Annotated in this window: 16 protein-coding genes and 1 pseudogene; 15 read left to right on the forward strand and 2 right to left on the reverse strand. The window is 52.1% G+C overall.

Annotated features, from left to right (window positions below; genetic code table 11):
• Positions 1–48: 48 nt before the first annotated feature.
• Positions 49–528, forward strand: coding sequence for a carboxymuconolactone decarboxylase family protein (locus ACT9TW_RS07975; RefSeq protein ID WP_182059425.1), 480 nt, complete (start codon positions 49–51; stop codon positions 526–528).
• On the opposite strand, the gene ACT9TW_RS07980 is transcribed toward ACT9TW_RS07975, so the two are convergent.
• The gene (locus ACT9TW_RS07980) at positions 515–1,417 is read right to left on the reverse strand and encodes a LysR family transcriptional regulator (RefSeq protein ID WP_446492057.1); all 903 of its coding nucleotides are present in this window, start codon (positions 1,415–1,417) and stop codon (positions 515–517) included. The genes ACT9TW_RS07975 and ACT9TW_RS07980 overlap by 14 nt on opposite strands.
• A gap of 99 nt (positions 1,418–1,516) precedes the next feature.
• Here ACT9TW_RS07980 and ACT9TW_RS07985 point away from each other — a divergent pair, with 99 nt between their 5' ends.
• The 8 genes from ACT9TW_RS07985 (at position 1,517) to ACT9TW_RS08020 (ending at position 7,952) form a co-directional block, all read left to right on the forward strand.
• Complete coding sequence (locus ACT9TW_RS07985; RefSeq protein ID WP_446492058.1) at positions 1,517–2,932, forward strand: aldehyde dehydrogenase family protein; 1,416 nt, start codon at positions 1,517–1,519, stop codon at positions 2,930–2,932.
• A 132-nt stretch (positions 2,933–3,064) separates the two neighbouring features.
• On the forward strand, positions 3,065–3,388 hold the full coding sequence (locus ACT9TW_RS07990; protein ID WP_446492059.1) for an antibiotic biosynthesis monooxygenase family protein: 324 nt from the start codon (positions 3,065–3,067) through the stop codon (positions 3,386–3,388).
• The gene (locus ACT9TW_RS07995) at positions 3,381–3,779 is read left to right on the forward strand and encodes an amino acid-binding protein (protein ID WP_446492060.1); all 399 of its coding nucleotides are present in this window, start codon (positions 3,381–3,383) and stop codon (positions 3,777–3,779) included. Before ACT9TW_RS07990 ends, ACT9TW_RS07995 begins: the two co-directional genes overlap by 8 nt.
• Positions 3,751–4,446, forward strand: coding sequence for an ArsR/SmtB family transcription factor (locus ACT9TW_RS08000; RefSeq protein WP_446492061.1), 696 nt, complete (start codon positions 3,751–3,753; stop codon positions 4,444–4,446). The genes ACT9TW_RS07995 and ACT9TW_RS08000 overlap by 29 nt, the downstream gene beginning before the upstream one ends.
• 425 nt (positions 4,447–4,871) lie before the next feature.
• Complete coding sequence (locus tag ACT9TW_RS08005) at positions 4,872–5,156, forward strand: hypothetical protein (protein WP_446492062.1); 285 nt, start codon at positions 4,872–4,874, stop codon at positions 5,154–5,156.
• 157 nt (positions 5,157–5,313) lie between these two features.
• Positions 5,314–6,006 (forward strand): hypothetical protein, encoded by a 693-nt coding sequence (locus ACT9TW_RS08010; protein ID WP_446492063.1) that lies wholly within the window; start codon positions 5,314–5,316, stop codon positions 6,004–6,006.
• A 7-nt stretch (positions 6,007–6,013) separates the two neighbouring features.
• Entirely contained in the window at positions 6,014–7,555 is a 1,542-nt protein-coding gene (locus ACT9TW_RS08015) for a PAAR domain-containing protein (protein ID WP_446492064.1), read from the forward strand.
• The gene (locus ACT9TW_RS08020; RefSeq protein ID WP_446492065.1) at positions 7,536–7,952 is read left to right on the forward strand and encodes a hypothetical protein; all 417 of its coding nucleotides are present in this window, start codon (positions 7,536–7,538) and stop codon (positions 7,950–7,952) included. Before ACT9TW_RS08015 ends, ACT9TW_RS08020 begins: the two co-directional genes overlap by 20 nt.
• 59 nt (positions 7,953–8,011) lie before the next feature.
• On the opposite strand, the pseudogene pbp4b reads toward ACT9TW_RS08020, so the two are convergent.
• Positions 8,012–8,751 (reverse strand): annotated as a pseudogene (gene pbp4b / locus ACT9TW_RS08025) (penicillin binding protein PBP4B); the annotation flags it as partial.
• A 450-nt stretch (positions 8,752–9,201) separates the two neighbouring features.
• Between pbp4b and ACT9TW_RS08030 the strand changes: the two are divergent.
• The 6 genes from ACT9TW_RS08030 to bglB all read left to right on the forward strand — a co-directional run bounded on the left by ACT9TW_RS08030 (position 9,202) and on the right by bglB (position 15,869).
• On the forward strand, positions 9,202–9,669 hold the full coding sequence (locus tag ACT9TW_RS08030) for a MarR family winged helix-turn-helix transcriptional regulator (protein WP_182059434.1): 468 nt from the start codon (positions 9,202–9,204) through the stop codon (positions 9,667–9,669).
• A gap of 2 nt (positions 9,670–9,671) precedes the next feature.
• Positions 9,672–10,736, forward strand: coding sequence for an HlyD family secretion protein (locus tag ACT9TW_RS08035; protein WP_446492066.1), 1,065 nt, complete (start codon positions 9,672–9,674; stop codon positions 10,734–10,736).
• Positions 10,726–11,793: a DUF2955 domain-containing protein gene (locus tag ACT9TW_RS08040; RefSeq protein WP_446492067.1), complete on the forward strand. Its 1,068-nt coding sequence runs from the start codon at positions 10,726–10,728 to the stop codon at positions 11,791–11,793. Before ACT9TW_RS08035 ends, ACT9TW_RS08040 begins: the two co-directional genes overlap by 11 nt.
• A gap of 69 nt (positions 11,794–11,862) precedes the next feature.
• The gene (locus ACT9TW_RS08045) at positions 11,863–13,536 is read left to right on the forward strand and encodes a hypothetical protein (protein WP_446492068.1); all 1,674 of its coding nucleotides are present in this window, start codon (positions 11,863–11,865) and stop codon (positions 13,534–13,536) included.
• Between the two features lie 237 nt (positions 13,537–13,773).
• On the forward strand, positions 13,774–14,784 hold the full coding sequence (locus ACT9TW_RS08050; RefSeq protein ID WP_446492069.1) for a hypothetical protein: 1,011 nt from the start codon (positions 13,774–13,776) through the stop codon (positions 14,782–14,784).
• Positions 14,781–15,869 (forward strand): beta-galactosidase BglB, encoded by a 1,089-nt coding sequence (bglB, locus tag ACT9TW_RS08055; protein ID WP_446492070.1) that lies wholly within the window; start codon positions 14,781–14,783, stop codon positions 15,867–15,869. The genes ACT9TW_RS08050 and bglB overlap by 4 nt, the downstream gene beginning before the upstream one ends.
• Positions 15,870–15,873 lie beyond the last annotated feature (4 nt).

The raw sequence follows: 15,873 nt of genomic DNA on the forward strand, positions 1-15,873 counted from the left end.
AATTTACCTCATCGCATTGCATATACCGCACACAAAAGAGGAAAGACTATGAGCACTCGCGTTAACCACCATAAAGTCACACCTGCACTCGCAAAAGCGCTGTCCGACCTGAGTATGGAAGTGGCGAAAACCTCCATCGACCCGGCGCTGAAACACCTGATTGATATTCGTGTTTCTCAGCTGAACGGCTGTACTTTCTGCCTGGACATGCACTCGAAAGAGGCCAAAATTGCCGGTGAGCGTGAGCTGCGCCTGTACCATCTGGCCGCATGGCGTGAATCACCGCTGTTCAGCGCCCGTGAAAAAGCCGCCCTGGCGTTTACCGAAGCGCTGACCCAGATTGGTGTTCACGGCGTGAGTGATGCCCTGTACCGCAGCGTGGCGGAGCACTTCTCCGATGTCGAAATTTCAGAGCTGAATTTTGCAATTGTGGCCATCAACGCCTGGAACCGTCTGGGGATCACGTCCCGCATGGCACCTGGCTCGCTGGATGTGGCGTATGGCCTGAATAAGGCTAACCTGGAATAATTCCGCGCTCGCGCACCAGGGCGACGAAAGCCCGCAGCCCGGGTGGGACATGGCGATGCCCGGGGTAGTAAAGGCGCAGTCCGGCAAAGGGCTGCGTCCAGTCTTCCAGCACGCTCACCAGTTCCCCGCTTTCCAGCTCTTGCCGGATATAGAGTTCCGGTAAAAAACCCACCCCCAGACCGGCCTTTACGGCGCTTATTGATGCAAACAGATCGGATGTGGAAAAGCGTGGCGGAACCGCCAGGGCATACTGCTCACCGCGGCGCTCCAGCTCCCAGCGGTACAGCCCGCCATGGGACATCCTCATGCCAATCCCCTGATGGCGCAGCAGATCGTCGGGCGTTTGCGGTATTCCGTAACGGGCAAAGTGGTCAGGCGTGGCGACGATCAACTGGCGGATATCTGGCGTGAGTGCCACCGCCACCATGTCCTGCGGCACCGATTCCGCCAGGCGGATCCCGGCGTCGTACCCTTCGGCCACGATGTCGATCATCCGTGCCTCGCTGACCGTTTCGACGCGCATTTTCGGGTAACGCTGCATATACGCAATCAGCAGATTGTCCAGAAACAGTGGGCCAATATTATTGGGAACGTTCAGACGCAGCGTACCGGCAGGGTCGTCGTTATCACTGTGGATCTCTTCGCTGGCCTGGCGGATCTCCTGAAGCGCAGGCCCCACGCGCGCCACAAACCGCTGCCCGGCATCGGTGAGTGCCACGCTACGGGTGGTGCGGTTAAACAGGCGTGTTTGCAGGCGGCTTTCCAGCCCGGCCACGGCATTGCTTACCGCCGTGGCCGACATGCCCAGCTCCTGAGCAGCAGCGCGAAAGCCTCCGCGGCGTACCACGGCCAGTACCACTTCCAGCTCTGTGAGTCCTGAACGATGCATAGATTGTCCTGATAATCGAAACAACCCTTGCAGCATAGCGTGGATTATCGAAACGGAAAAGGCGTGCCAGACTGTGTTCACACAGCCTGAGGAGGCCTTATGCGTCACATCGAACAGATCTTTATCAACGGTGAATTTGTCACCCCACACGGCACTGAGCGTTTTGATTTGTACAATCCGGCCACGGCACAGGTGATTGGCCAGGTGCGTCTGGCAGATGAAGTCGACGCTGAGCGTGCAATAGCAGCCGCCAAAGCGGCGTTCCCGGCGTGGGCAAACACCACCCGACAGGAACGTATCGCGGCGCTGAAGCGGATGCACGCGGCGGTTGTTGCCCGCCATGACGCGCTGCTGGAGGCCATTATCGAGGAGTACGGCGCGCCGTCGTCGCGTTCAGCGTGGATGGCCAGCTATCCGGCAGAGGTTATCGCCCAGGCTATCGACGCGCTGGAGTCATTTGCATTTACCCTCACGGCAGGTGCAGCCAGGGTGCAGATGACGCCGCTTGGTGTCGCCGGGCTGATCACTCCGTGGAACAGCGATGCAGGCTTTATCTGTGGCAAACTGGCGGCCGCACTGGCGGCGGGCTGCACCGCGGTTATCAAACCCAGCGAGATGAGCGCCCTGCAAACCCAGATTATCACTGAGGCACTGCGTGATGCCGGATTGCCGCCAGGGGTGTTTAACATTGTGACCGGGCGCGGTGACACGGTGGGCGAGACAATCAGCCGCCACCCGGATGTGGCGAAAATCTCCTTTACTGGTTCCACTCACACCGGAAAAGCCATTCTGCGTAATGCCGCGGAAAGTTTTAAGCGTGTGACGCTGGAGTTAGGTGGTAAATCGCCGACGATCATGCTGGATGATGTCGACTTAGCGCAGGCGGTGCCGCTGGTGGTTCAGGCGGGTTTTATGAACAGCGGGCAGGCCTGCGTGGCCGGAACCCGTATTCTAGTGCCGCAGTCGCGTAAAGCGGAGATGGAACAGGCTCTGGCGCAGGCTGTTGCGGCGGTGCGGTCTGGCGACCCGCGTGATAGCGCCACCGAGGTGGGGCCGATGGTCAGCGAAAAGCAGTGGCAGCGAGTTCAGGGATACATCCGCAAAGGGACCGAAGAGGGCGCGCGTCTGCTGGCGGGCGGTGAAGGACGTCCGGAGGGTACGCAGGATGGCTGGTTTGTCCGTCCAACGCTGTTTGCCGATGTGAATAATCAGATGGCGATTGCCCGCGAAGAGATCTTCGGCCCGGTGCTGTGCGTGATCCCCTATCGCGATGAAGCAGAGGCGATCGCCATTGCGAACGATACCGACTATGGCCTGAGCGCGCTGGTGCTGGGCAACGATGCCGGGCGTGCGCAGCGCGTGGCGCAGCAGATCCAGTCTGGCCGGGTGCTGGTCAACACGCTCACCCATGAGCCAAAAGCCCCGTTTGGTGGGTTTAAACATTCCGGCGTGGGCCGCGAGATGGGGACATGGGGGATCAGCGCGTTTATGGAGCCGAAATCGATCCTGAGCTAAACCTTCCGGTGGCGCTGTGCTTACCAGGCCTACAGGAGCCAGCGCCCTCCGGTAACAATACTTCGCCATCCACCGAAGCATCCCGTGCTTCTTCCCTGCATTCTCTCCTTAACATCACACGGAGAGACCATCATGATCGCAGTCCTTTTCGAAGCCAAAGCGGAGCCTGCACACCAGGCGCGCTACCTGCAACTCGCGGCTGAACTCAAACCCCTGCTGGCCGATATCGACGGATTTATCGATATCGAACGTTTCCAGAGCCTGACCACCGAGGGCAAAATCCTCTCCCTTTCCTGGTGGCGGGATGAAAAGGCCATCCGCAACTGGAAGCACAACGAGTTGCATCTGGCCGCACAGGCAGAGGGGCGGGCGTCTATTTTTGCCTTCTACCGCATTCGCGTGGCGCAGGTGGTGCGGGAATATTCCTCAGAAACCGGAGGACACGCAGATGTATGACATTCACGTGATTTTCGAGAATGCCCCCGGTGAACTGGCGCGGTTCGGTCAACTGCTCGGGCGTAATGGCGTGGGGCTGGAGGGCGGCGGGGTATTTGGCGTTGACGCACATTTTCTGGTGGAAGAGGGGGAAAAAGCCCGGCGCGTGTTGCTGGCTGCCGGGTTCAGGGTGCAGGCGGTAACAAAACCGCTAATCCGTAAGTTAAAACAGGAGCGCCCGGGGGAACTGGGCGAGATTGCCTCCGCGCTGGCAGTGCAGGGCGTGTCTATCCTTACCCAGTACAGTGACCACGCGAATCACCTCATTCTGCTGACGGATAATGATAAGCTGGCCGCAGAGATAACCGAACCCTGGGCTGCCTATGTTAAAGACCCAATTACCCCCCGATAACAGCGCTGCACTGGAGCAAGCCATTGCGGCCGTGGCGGCGGCAATGGCCGATCCGTCGAGGGTAAAAATGCTCTGTGCACTGATGGACGGGCGGGCGTGGACGGCCACCGAGCTGAGCACGGCGGCAGATATTGCCCCGTCGACCGCCAGCGGGCACCTCGCCCGGCTGGTGGAAGGAAGGCTGATTACCTGCTTGTCTCAGGGCAGGCATCGCTATTATCGCCTTGCCGGGCACGACGTGGCAGCGCTGGTCGAGCAGATGATGGGGCTTTCCTGGAGCCGCATTACGCCGCCGGAAACCACCGCGCCAAAAGCCATGCGCGAAGCCCGCACCTGTTACGACCATCTTGCCGGAACGGTGGCGGTACAGATCTATGATTTTATGCAGGCAGAAGGCTGGCTGGAGGCAGACGGTTCAGCGCTCACGCTGCATGGCCGGGAGCAGTTCCTGAAACTCGGCATTCTGTTAAGTGCTCATCCCCGTCGCAAGGCCTGCTGCGCCTGTCTGGACTGGAGCGAGCGGCGGTTTCATCTGGGCGGAGAAGCCGGCGCGGCACTACTTACGCATCTGGAAAGCAAAGGCTGGATCCAGCGGGTGGCGGGGTATCGGGAGGTGGTGGTGACGGCATCCGGGAAGGTTGCCGTCAGGAAGTATTTTAGTCACTAAACACTATTGCAGGCTGATGCCCTCACCCGGTGGGAGAGGAACATTATCTTTTAACACTTCTTGCAAATGAAAAATACATACTACCGCCGGATGCACATGCCTTAATTGAACTGGGTTTCTATACCTGCGGGTAGCGACCATTCGAGTTATGCCACTTACAAAAAAGCAGGTTTATCCCGGAACAAAATAAAATCGTTCTGGCTAAAGAATTCTCAAAAACAGGGATCGAAACAGTCATTTTTGTATGTGATAAAGCGGCAAGGATTCTTAACGAACAAGCTTCGCAATATCACTGAAAGTGATTTTTTTCTAATGTTAATTAGGAGGAGCAATTAAAGATATACAATAAGAAAATAAAAGGGAGTTCCATTATCAGTGCTGAAAGACCAACGGTTGGCCTTAACAGTGATTTATGGAAAAAGCATATGAATGATTTTGCCAGAGGACATTTTGAAAAGTCATTCACGATGAGGGATATACGCCGTACATTTAAAACGCTGGCGGGGATGCTACATTTTACTGAAAACGAACGTGACATCGTAAACCAGCACGTAAACAAAACAATCAGTAAAAAACACTATGATAAATATGATTATTTCATTGAAAAAAGAGAGGCGACATTAAAATGGGAGAAAGCTATTAGTTTATTACTTTCAGTTGACGGACTTAAAGGAATTGAAATAATAGTTGAGAACCAAAATACGCTCTAGATCATAAGTGCGATGATTATTAATTGAATATCAATTTACGGCCTGAATTTGTTAATGCAAATTCAGGTTTTTTTTAATGTTATTGTGATCTTGACCGCATTATTAAGTTATAAACATGGTGTGATGTTTAGCTCTTAAAAAAGGAGTTGAACTACGCATGTATTTTTACCAAGAAGATAAAACCGTCTGCCAGTATATATGTCGGCACGAATTATGGGTGCTGGGACGTGTTGTTGATTTGTATAATAGCAATACATATAAAGAAGAAAAGATGTTAGAGCCACTCTGGAGAAAATACCAGGAAGGAGTGGAGGGAATCATGGTGTTTTTATCGAGGATAGAAGCGGCAATATACAGCATTCATCTGAAGAAAAAATTCCGGGAAGAATGGGTGGTTTATTCTCTGAATCAATTAAATATTAAAGAAATGATGATACGTAATCAGAGCGTTAAAAAAAATGATGATTATAATTTATTACTTAGCGCAGGTTTTTGGTCAAATAAAGATAATAAACTAATGTATTCAGGTTATCATCTGGTACAGGTTATGATTCCGATAACCTATAATTCCAATGCAGTAGCGAGTGAAGAAGACCATGCAACATTAAGAATACCTTCTAGCGTTGTTGAAGTTTTTGAAAAATACTGGAAAGGAAGATTTTCAGATTTTAAAGAATATACCGGATTTCTTGCAGGCTCTGATAATGAAAATATTCAGGAACAAGCTTTGCTTGCATACAATAATTTAAACTTAACTGAATCTAACAATATAGGAGACTGTCAGTATATTACTACCTGGAAAAACAACTGGATTTTTAATAATCCAGAAGCATTAAGTTTGATTAAGTGAGGATATTATGGGTGCTGGATATTTTTTAGTGCGTGGAGATAAAACCACTTGTGGTGGCAGTATTATAGGAGGATGTGATAATCATACTATACATGGTCAGGCTACAGCACGAATGGGTGATAAGTATATTTGTGGTGCTGATAAAAAAGCATACCATATAGCAGGAGGTATTCCCAATTATTCTATACATGGCGTTCAGGCTGCCGGGACTGCACATAGCAGGGGAACGTGTGCCTGCGAATGCTATTTTATAAACTCTATTACTGATTGCATTTACGGATTTGAATCTGAAGCTATCAAAAAAACTGTGAAAACTACCCTGTCCACTTCACCGTTGCACTCGCAACCATTACCAGAATCATCACCAGCACTAAAGCCTGTAGCACCAACTGTGGAACCTGCTGAAGCGCCTACAGAGCCACAGAAAGAACGGGAACCTGTTGATGCTGGGTTCTGTGTGCTGCCCTATGGCGCGACTCCCGCATCATATGAACCGTATCTATTCACTACGCCGCCAGCCGGAACAAAAGAACTCTATTATCAACTGAATCCTGAAATGAAGAAAAAACCAGGTTCGATACTGATTGTAGTTGATCCTGATAAGCAGGAACCAGAACAGGTTGAGGCTTTACAACGAGCCAGAGATAGAATTGATGCAGCATTGGAACCACTGACGGTACAGGAGGCTAAATTACTGCATGATAACAGAGGGGCAGTGGGTGCATTTTCATATCAGCTTTTTGGAAGTCATTTAGGTAAGGCTGGCGATGCATTAGGTTTTATCAGTGAAATAGGAAGCAGCTATTATGAAGAAATTAATAAAATTTTGATTGATATTGAGAATTTATATAAAAACACTTATAACCGCAACGGCGGTGTTATTTCAGGTCAGGAGTTTTTTGGTCAACGTGCAAGACTATTCAAACAGCTTGATTTAGTTTTAACAAAATTCTCAAAATCTCAGCTCAACTTAGATGAATATCAAAGTATTAAAAGAGCATTAGGTTTATCTACGAGTTCTATTATGCAACGTTGGGATAGAACAGGAGTGAATAATATAGAAGGATATGCCGCATACATAGAAAAATCAGCTAAGGTTATGAACCTTATGAAAACTGTAGGATTTGTAGGTATAGGATTAGATTTTTCAGGCTATACTTCAAACGTCTATGAAGCTTGTGTAACTGGCAGAGAAAGTGAATGCAGGAAAGCAACAATCAATGAATATAGCAAATTTGGTTTGAAGCAAGGATCTGGTATTATTGCAGGTAAAATAGCAGGTACATTAGCAAGAAGCACTTGCATGTGGGCTTTTGGTTTAATCACAGCAGAAGTTGGAGCTATAGGAACTGGGCTATGTTTCGTAACAGGGGTTGGTACAGGTATATTGGCTGGAAAGCAAATTGAAGAAATAGGTGAAAATTTTGGAGAGAAATTAGGTAATTCCATTAATGATGGAATCGATTATTATAAAGACAAACCATTTACTTCACCTGATTCATTTAATGAAGACAAGAGTGCTTTAATATATGAAAAACTTTTTAATTGAAAATGCAAGCGTAATTCAATTAATATTTATTATTGTGTTTTTTTTGGGGTTTTTATTATTGCTTTTTGTATCGTATGTGTTTAATAAAGATGCTTATAAGGAGATAGTTATATTATATGAGCAAAAATTTGGTCGCTTGCCTTTAACTGCTAGTATGGCTAAACATGCTAGTTTAATAGCAACACCATCTAGTTACGGTGCAAAAATTGGTTTTATAATGGGAAGTCTTATATTTCCATATAATAGAGTTACAAATCATGATATGAGTATTGAGGCTTATCATTTTATACGAAAATTGCCTTCTAACTTGACTTTAGGATTCAGAATTGAAGCTGCGCTATGGGTTGTTTCTACATTAGCTTTTATTATTGCGCTTTGCTTGCAAAACTTTCTCTAGAGAAAAAGGGACTCTAAAGAGTCCCTTTTTTTATGGCGTTAATTTTATTTTAGCGCACCTTAAATCTGATCAACAATCCATCCATATGTTGCCGCTGGCAATAAACCGCTGGCAATAAACCGCTGGCAATAAACCGCTGGCAAACACATTAGGATTCACGGAAGGATTCGCCACTGGTGAATGCGGCCTGTTGCCAAGGATAACGATAGCCATATTGTTAGCCGGGTCGATGGCTGTTAGTGTACCTGTCCATCCGGTGTTGCCATACGTGAGAACTTGCGAGAACACTGAACGTAGGCGTCATGGAAGCATTACCATTGATACGCCAGCCAAGGCCAAACGTAGCGTCTTCTGGTGAGCTTTGAGTGAACTGCTCTACCGTAGCCCTGTCAAACAGTCTGACGTTGCCATAGGCCCCGTCATTAAGCATAACCTGCATCAGAACAGCCATATCGCTTGTGTCCGAGAACAATCCGGCATGTCCCGATACACCGCCCATCGAGTACCAGGCTTTTTCATCGTGAACCTAGCCCCATATCGTACTGGTACGGATGTTAGGGAAGCTGATCACACCATCGCGAGTGTTGCCGTTCAGTTCGGTAGCGGCGATTTGTTGCGGATTAAGTCTTTTCAGCAATGGATTAAACAGGGTATGTGTTAACCCCAGTGGTTTATAAATATTGTTCTCTACATATTTATCAAGCGGCATAGCTGCTACAGATTCAATGATGAAACCGAGGATCATGTAATCTACATCGCTATAGATATGTTTCGTTCCTGGTTGGTATTCATACAGTGTGAGATTTGCTACGGAGGCGGATTCTGGTTTGGTAAAGTGGCTGATGGCCGTTTTTGGGTAGAATTTGAAAAAACCAATGTCCTTGTCTGCCGGAATAAGTTACATACTTGCATACGGAAGAGTTGAAGCATCAAAGTCACATCTTTGATGCTGATTTTACTTTAGAGTGATGACTCATTAAATATGAGTGAATGAATATGCATCTGTACGAATGCATATGATTTGAAGCAGATACAGCCCCCGTAAAAGCACCCAATCAAAAATTTCAACCAGATATTATAAGCTAACTTTTTGTAATATAAGTCTTATTATCATCTTTTTTTATCCATTCCCTCTCCCGGTGGGAGAGGAAGAACGCCACTTTCGCAATTCTTGCTCTTTCACTTGCTGTTTCTTGATACTTACCCTGATAACTATTATCTTGCTCCTGTGAGATGAGAGGACTCCCCTATGAGTGAAGACGATCTGTTTAGCCGCCGGCCCATGGGCATGAGAATGGCAATGATCGTGCGTCAGTGGCGCGCGGTGATTGACGATGCCATCCTCGATACCGGGTTAACCCAGTCGAGCTGGACGGTGATGATGCAGCTTCAGCAACTGGGGGATAATGTCTCTGTCAGCGAGCTGGCGGAAGTGCAGGGCATTGAACTGCCGCCGCTGATGCGCACGCTCACACAGCTGGAAAAGCGGGGCTATCTGCTGCGCACCACATCGCCTTATGACAAGCGCATCCGGCTGTTGACGCTGACACCTGAGGGCAAGGCTATCCTGAAAACACTCACTCAGGTGATAGAAACCTTTCAGGCCCGCGTCTCACAAAACATCGCACCTGAACATATCGAGATTTTCAGCACTACTTTGAATCAAATCGCCTGCAATTTGCGGACAATCCGCGAAGAAGATAACAAGACTGAATAACCATGACTCCTGAACAGAAATTTGCCCGCTGGGTAAGGGTGAGTATTGCCTCTTTCCTGCTGATGTTTGTCTATTTTATCGTTGCGGATATCTGGATCCCGCTGACGCCAGACTCCACCGTAATGCGCGTGGTCACGCCCGTGTCGGCGCGTGTTTCCGGCTATGTGGCGGCGGTGCATGTGCACAACAACAGCCAGGTGAAGAAAGGCGATCTGCTGTTTGAACTTGATGACACGCCGTTTCGTAACAAGGTTGAAGCGGCGCAAATCGCTCTGGAGCAGGCGCGTCTGTCTAACGACCAGCTGGATGCCCAAATCAGCGCCGCGCAGGCCAGCCTGAAAACGGCAGAGCTGACCGCCCGCAACGATAAAGTGACGTTTGAGCGCTATCAGAAACTCAGCACCTTACAAAACGTCTCCCAGTCCGATCTGGATAAAGTGCGGACTACCTGGCAGAGCAGCGAGCAGTCCGTCAGCTCGTTGAATGCCAATATCCGCAACCTGCGTATTCAGCGCGGTGAGCGGGATGAGCACCGCAACGTTACGTTGCAAAAATACCGTAATGCGCTGGATGAAGCCGAGCTGAACCTTGGCTGGACGAAGGTATACGCCGAAGCGGACGGCACGGTAAGTAACCTCCAGCTCAGCCCGGGGTTTTATGCCTCGTCGGGCTCAGCTGCTCTGGCGCTGGTGAACAACCAAACCGATATCGTGGCGGATTTCCGGGAAAAGAGCCTGCGTCATACCCATCAGGGAACGGACGCTGCCGTGGTGTTCGATGCCTTCCCGGGGCAGGTGTTCCGCGCCCACGTAGTCAGCAGCGATGCGGGGATCTTGGCGGGGCAGGAAGCGGTAAACGGCGAACTCTCTGAACCAGAAACCTCTAACCGCTGGGTACGTGATGCCCAGAGGATGCGTATTCACGTGGCGCTGGATGAGACGCTGCCGAAGCATCTGCCCACCGGCGCGCGTGCCACCGTACAGCTCTATAATAGCGAAGGCACGTTTGCGCGCTTCTTCTCCGGGATGCAGATCCACCTGGTGAGCCTGCTTCACTATGTCTATTAATACTCTGGCGAGGGTCTTTACCCCGCACGGCAACATCGTCTACACGGCAAACGACTTTCGCCAGACACTGCGCATCGTCTTTGCCGGGATGGTTGCGCTCAGCATCTCAAGTTTTTACAACACCAGCTACGGCGTGTTTTTTGTGGTTTATCCCATCATGCTGTTGTCGCTGGTGCCGGTGTTTAACCGCCACGTCGCGAAGCAGTTTATCTTCAGTGCGTCGCTAAACTGCATCGAAATGGTAATTATCATCGGCTATTTGTCGCAATGGCCGCTGATCATGACTCTGGTGGTATTTGCCCTGTACGTGATGCGTTTTCGCTTTATGAGTAAAGGGCCGCTGTTCCTGTTCGGCTCGATGGGCGTGGTGTGCCAGAGCGTAATGCTCAATTTTATGAGCTACCCGACAACCAACTGGCATACGTTGATCTTTTCCAACATCGAAGCCAGCGTGATGGCAGTGTGTCTGAGTGCGCTGATGAACTATCTGCTGCCGGACGTTGAACCCCGCAGGCCGCCACCGCTGATTGAGAAAGACGATGCCCGCGTGCGTCACGAATCGCTGCTCTCCGGCACTGTGGCTACGCTTATCTTCGTGGTGTTTCAGATTAGCGACCTGAGTGACTCCCTTTCGGCGCTGATGGCCGGGATTTTGATCCTGTTCCCGATGCACTATCGCGGCTCGGTCATGAGCTCTATCTGGCGTGTGGCAGGCGTGGTGCTGGGGTGTCTCTATATCCTGGTGGTGCAGCTCATCCTTTACGATCACAGCAGCCACATGTTGCTGATGATGCCGCTTATCGGCCTCGGGCTGGCGTTTGGCGCGCGTTTGCATGTGATGGAGAAAGTGGGGGCCGGGGTGGGCTTTGCCAGTATCACCACCATCGGCATTATGTTCGGGCAGAACATGCACCCGGACAGCGACCTGGTGTTTAGCGACCTGTATCGCATCACCTCCGTGACCTTTTCGCTGGTCGCCACGCTGACGCTGGTTTTTCTGGTGCATTTGATACTTAACTGTTTTGCACCAACGCGATACGTGATCCGCAATACCTGACACACATATTTATTTCGTTCTGTGCTATCACTGTCGACCGGATAATCTGGCGACAAAAGGAACGGATGAATGTGGCAGACGCGAGCGCTTGAGCTAAATAATCAGGCTTACTGGAACTGGGAAAAGGCCTGCGAGCTGGTCGACTACGCCGTCGCACATGAGTTCAATACCGTGATTGTCGGGCAGGTCGACCTGTTCGACAAACTGGTTTCCCCCAAAGGTTACACCCCGCACCATTACAACGATCGTCTCTCAAGCCAGCAGCGCGCCCGCTGCGTGTATCTCAACCGCCTTGGGCTGCTGTGCCAGCAGAAAGGTCTGCGATTTTACCTTCAGGCGAAGGAGTTTAACTTCCCGACCGATCTGCTGCTGGCACACCCGCATTTGTTCGAGGCGGGCCAGGGCGTGCGCTTTGATGTCGATTTCTGGTGCGCTTATCTTTCTGAAAAAGTCTCCCTGATTTGCCAGCGCATTCCCTCGCTGAACGGCCTGCTGGTGGCAATCTCCAATACCGACGGGCTGTTGCCGATTTCACGCCCAAACTGGGAACTGTCGGCGCAGGATGATGAAAACCGTGCGAAACGCGACGATGAGCGCAGCTGTTCGCTCTACAGCCGCTGTTTCAATGCGCTATCCCGGGCGATGCAAAACGAGAATAAACATCTGGTGCTGCGCGTGTTCCCGGCCGGGAATCACGATCTCGGTAACGTGCTGGAGGCCATCCGTCCGCTGCCGGAAAGCGTGAGCGTGTCCATCAAGCTGACCCCGGAACGGTTCTGGCCGTCATTCCCCAATAACCCGGCACTGCTGGCAGTGCGCGAACGCGAAGTCTGGGCGGAAATCGATCTGGTGGGTGAAGAGGTTGGCTGGGGCATCTTCCCGTTCCCGCGTATTGACGAACTCCAGGGGCGGTTGCTTTGGTGTCGCAGTAACCCGGCTATCCGCGGCGCAGTATGCAAAACCAGCTGGGAAGGGGTCGATAACCACTGGATTATCGGCACCCTCAGCGAGTGCAACCTGGTGGCCTGTAGTCAGATGCTGATGAGTGACGGCGCTCACCAGACCCAGGCGCAGCTGCTGACGCACTGGCTGGACGAATGCTACGGATGGCGGCCAGACGAGCAGACTCTCGGTACTTTCCAGTCCTTACTTGAGCAGGCCGGTCAGGTGCTTTATCAGGCCATCTATGTGCGTGACCACGTTTTTCATCGCCACAGTCAGGTACCTGAAAGCTACGGCCAGGCGGTGTGGAGCCTGTTTGGGCAGCTAAACCGCAACCACTGGCTGCCCGGCTCTGAGCGCGATGTCTTCTTTAGCGCCAGCGATGTTGAGGCCTCTGCGGCCTCTCTTTCACGTATTGCGAAAGAGAAAGACGATGCGGGGGCGGCGTCTGCCGCTCTGCGTGAGGAGGCGCTGCGCTTTGCTGAAACCGCCGCGTTCCCGTGGTCGCTTAAACAGCGCTGGCTGGAAGAGTGGCAAGGGCTGGCGCTTTACTGCCACCTGTTTTTACACGCCCAGAAGGCTTTCTTCACCCTGCGCTTTGCCCGTGAGGTGGAGAACAGCTGGAGCATGAGAGAGATTTGCCAGATCAATATTCAGGAGCTGTATCGCTGTGCCTCGGAAATGGAAGATTACTGCGCGAAACACGCGGAAGCTTCCCCGGGGTTGCATGTGCTTTTCGATGCCTCCCGGGTGCGCGCCCTGGCCGACAGCCTTGGCGATGAGCTTAAAGGGCTGAAGTAGTTTGACGCGCGTCACATAAAAATCCCGACCGGATATTTTTGTGTGACGCTTATCGCATCACCCCTTTCCCTGCCCGCGAATAGCGTGACGCATGTCACTCGACATTCCTGACCTCTTCCCGCTTTGTGAGTGACCAGGCAGATCCCGACAATCTGCGCGAATGGCCTCTCGCGACACTTATCAAACTCGCTGATGATACCGGCGTAATGTATTGATTCTGCGTGATATGAGGAAGCTATGTCTCAGGGTGAAGGGTGGTTGGCTCAGGGTGATGCAATAACGCATTTTCGTGTCAGCATCGCCAGAGAAGAGCGTTTTGCTGAGTTTTATACGGGAGAAGGGGCTGACGGGCGTTTGCATGATGCCAGTGGGCAGCCTGGAGAGTCGTTTTGTCGGCAGATTTTCTGCCAGACCCACGCCCGGCGCGGTGTGGATCCCTCACAGGCAATGCCTCTCAATCACATCGCTGAAAGCGGCGACAGCGGTATTGTCTCTTTCTCTGGTTTTCGCGCCCTGCCTTTTCACGTGCAGTGCTGGCTGGGCGTCGATATTGTCGCGCCGCGTGATGGTGAATATGCCTTTCGGCTTGGCACCTGCGGCGGTGTGCGGGTGTGGCGTTCGCGCGAACAGCTTGCCTGTTTTACGCCGTTTACCCGCAATCAGATGCAGTACGTGCTCGTTCGGCTGGCGCTGCGTGAGGGCAAAAACAGCCTGCTTATCCATCTTGATGAGCTGTTTGAGCGTGACACCGATTTTTCGTTGCACATGGTCTATCTTGACGAGCCTGCGCTCGGCATCGTGCCGGTGACGGGAAACCCGCTGCCGGCAAACCCCGTACTGCCTGCGCCTGACGGCAATCGCCTGCTTGCACTGATAGCGCAACGCGAGTACGGCCCCGAAGCCGATGCGCTGCTGTATCGTCTGCTAAAACAGGTGAGCGCGCGGGAAGAAGGGTCGGTGTTTTCCCTGCTCACACTATTACAGCTGTGGGAAAACAAGCGGCAGGGGGATTTCCCGGAGCCGCTGTGGCGAAGGGTGAAATCAACCATTCTGGGTTATCGCTACTGGCATGATGAGCGCGGTTGCGATGCGATGGATTTCTGGGGTGAAGATGACGCCCCTGCGTTTCACACGGCCCAGATGCAGGCCGGGGCGCTTTTCCCTGACGAACGCTTTATTGCCTCTTCACGCTTTGGCCATCAACAGCAGCGGCTGGGTGAAATGCGCCTGAAAGGAGTCAACGCATGAATAAAGAACAGCTAATGAGCACCCTGGAGCGCGTGGTGCGTGGTTTTTGTCGCCTGAAAAATCTTGATGAAGTGGGCGTGAGTGACGGCTTTGCAATCCATTTTGAAGAGTGGGAGTGGGAAGTCGGCGTGGGGCTGTACGGTTTCTGGCGCTTTGCCGATTTCCAGAACGATGCCGCCCTGCAACAGTCGATCCTCGAATGGTATGAAACCCAAATCGGCAAAGGCCTGCCGGAGATGCAGATCAATACCACGGCACCGATGATCGCCCTGGCACTGGTGGCCGGGCATCATCAGCGCCAGGATCTGCTGGCAACGGTCAATGACTGGGCGGATGCCCTGCTGCGCGACCTGCCCAGGACCGAAGAGGGTGGTTTTCAGCATGTAGTGAAGGAACAACCCAACACCGGGCAGCTGTGGGACGACACGCTGTTTATGACCTGCCTGTTTCTCGGCGTGGCGGGTATTGTGCTCAAAAGACGCGATTTGATCGACGAAGCGGGATACCAGTTTTTGCTGCACACGCGATATCTCAGCGATCCGGTGACAGGGCTCTGGTATCACGGCTGGACGTTTGTGGATAAACACCACTTCGCGGGCGCGTTCTGGGCACGTGGCAACGCGTGGATAACCGTTGCCATCCCGGAATTTATTGCCCTGATGGACGAGCATCTCGATGCCAGCGTGCGCCGGTATTTGTCGCAGGTAGTGGCGCGGCAGGTACGGACGCTTTGCGCGTTGCAGGCAGATAACGGCATGTGGCACACGGTGCTGGACGATCCTCTCTCTCCGCAGGAATCCTCCGCGACTGCGGGGATCGCCTACGGGATGCTGCGCGCGGTGCGCATGGGGATCCTCGATGAGTCCGTTAGCGGTTCTGCCCTGCGGGCGTTTGAGGCGGTGATCGCGCGGATCGACGACGGCGGACTGGTGCTTGAAGCCTCACGCGGTACGATGCTCGGCTGGGATATTCAGTACTACTGCGATATCGCGATGACGCCGGTGCCTTACGCGCAGGCGCTCACGATGCTGCTGTTGCTGGAGATGGAGCAGGGCGGCTGGCTGGAAGAGAAAACCGGGGCGTAATGCC

This window comes from Enterobacter sp. C4G1 (assembly GCF_052886895.1).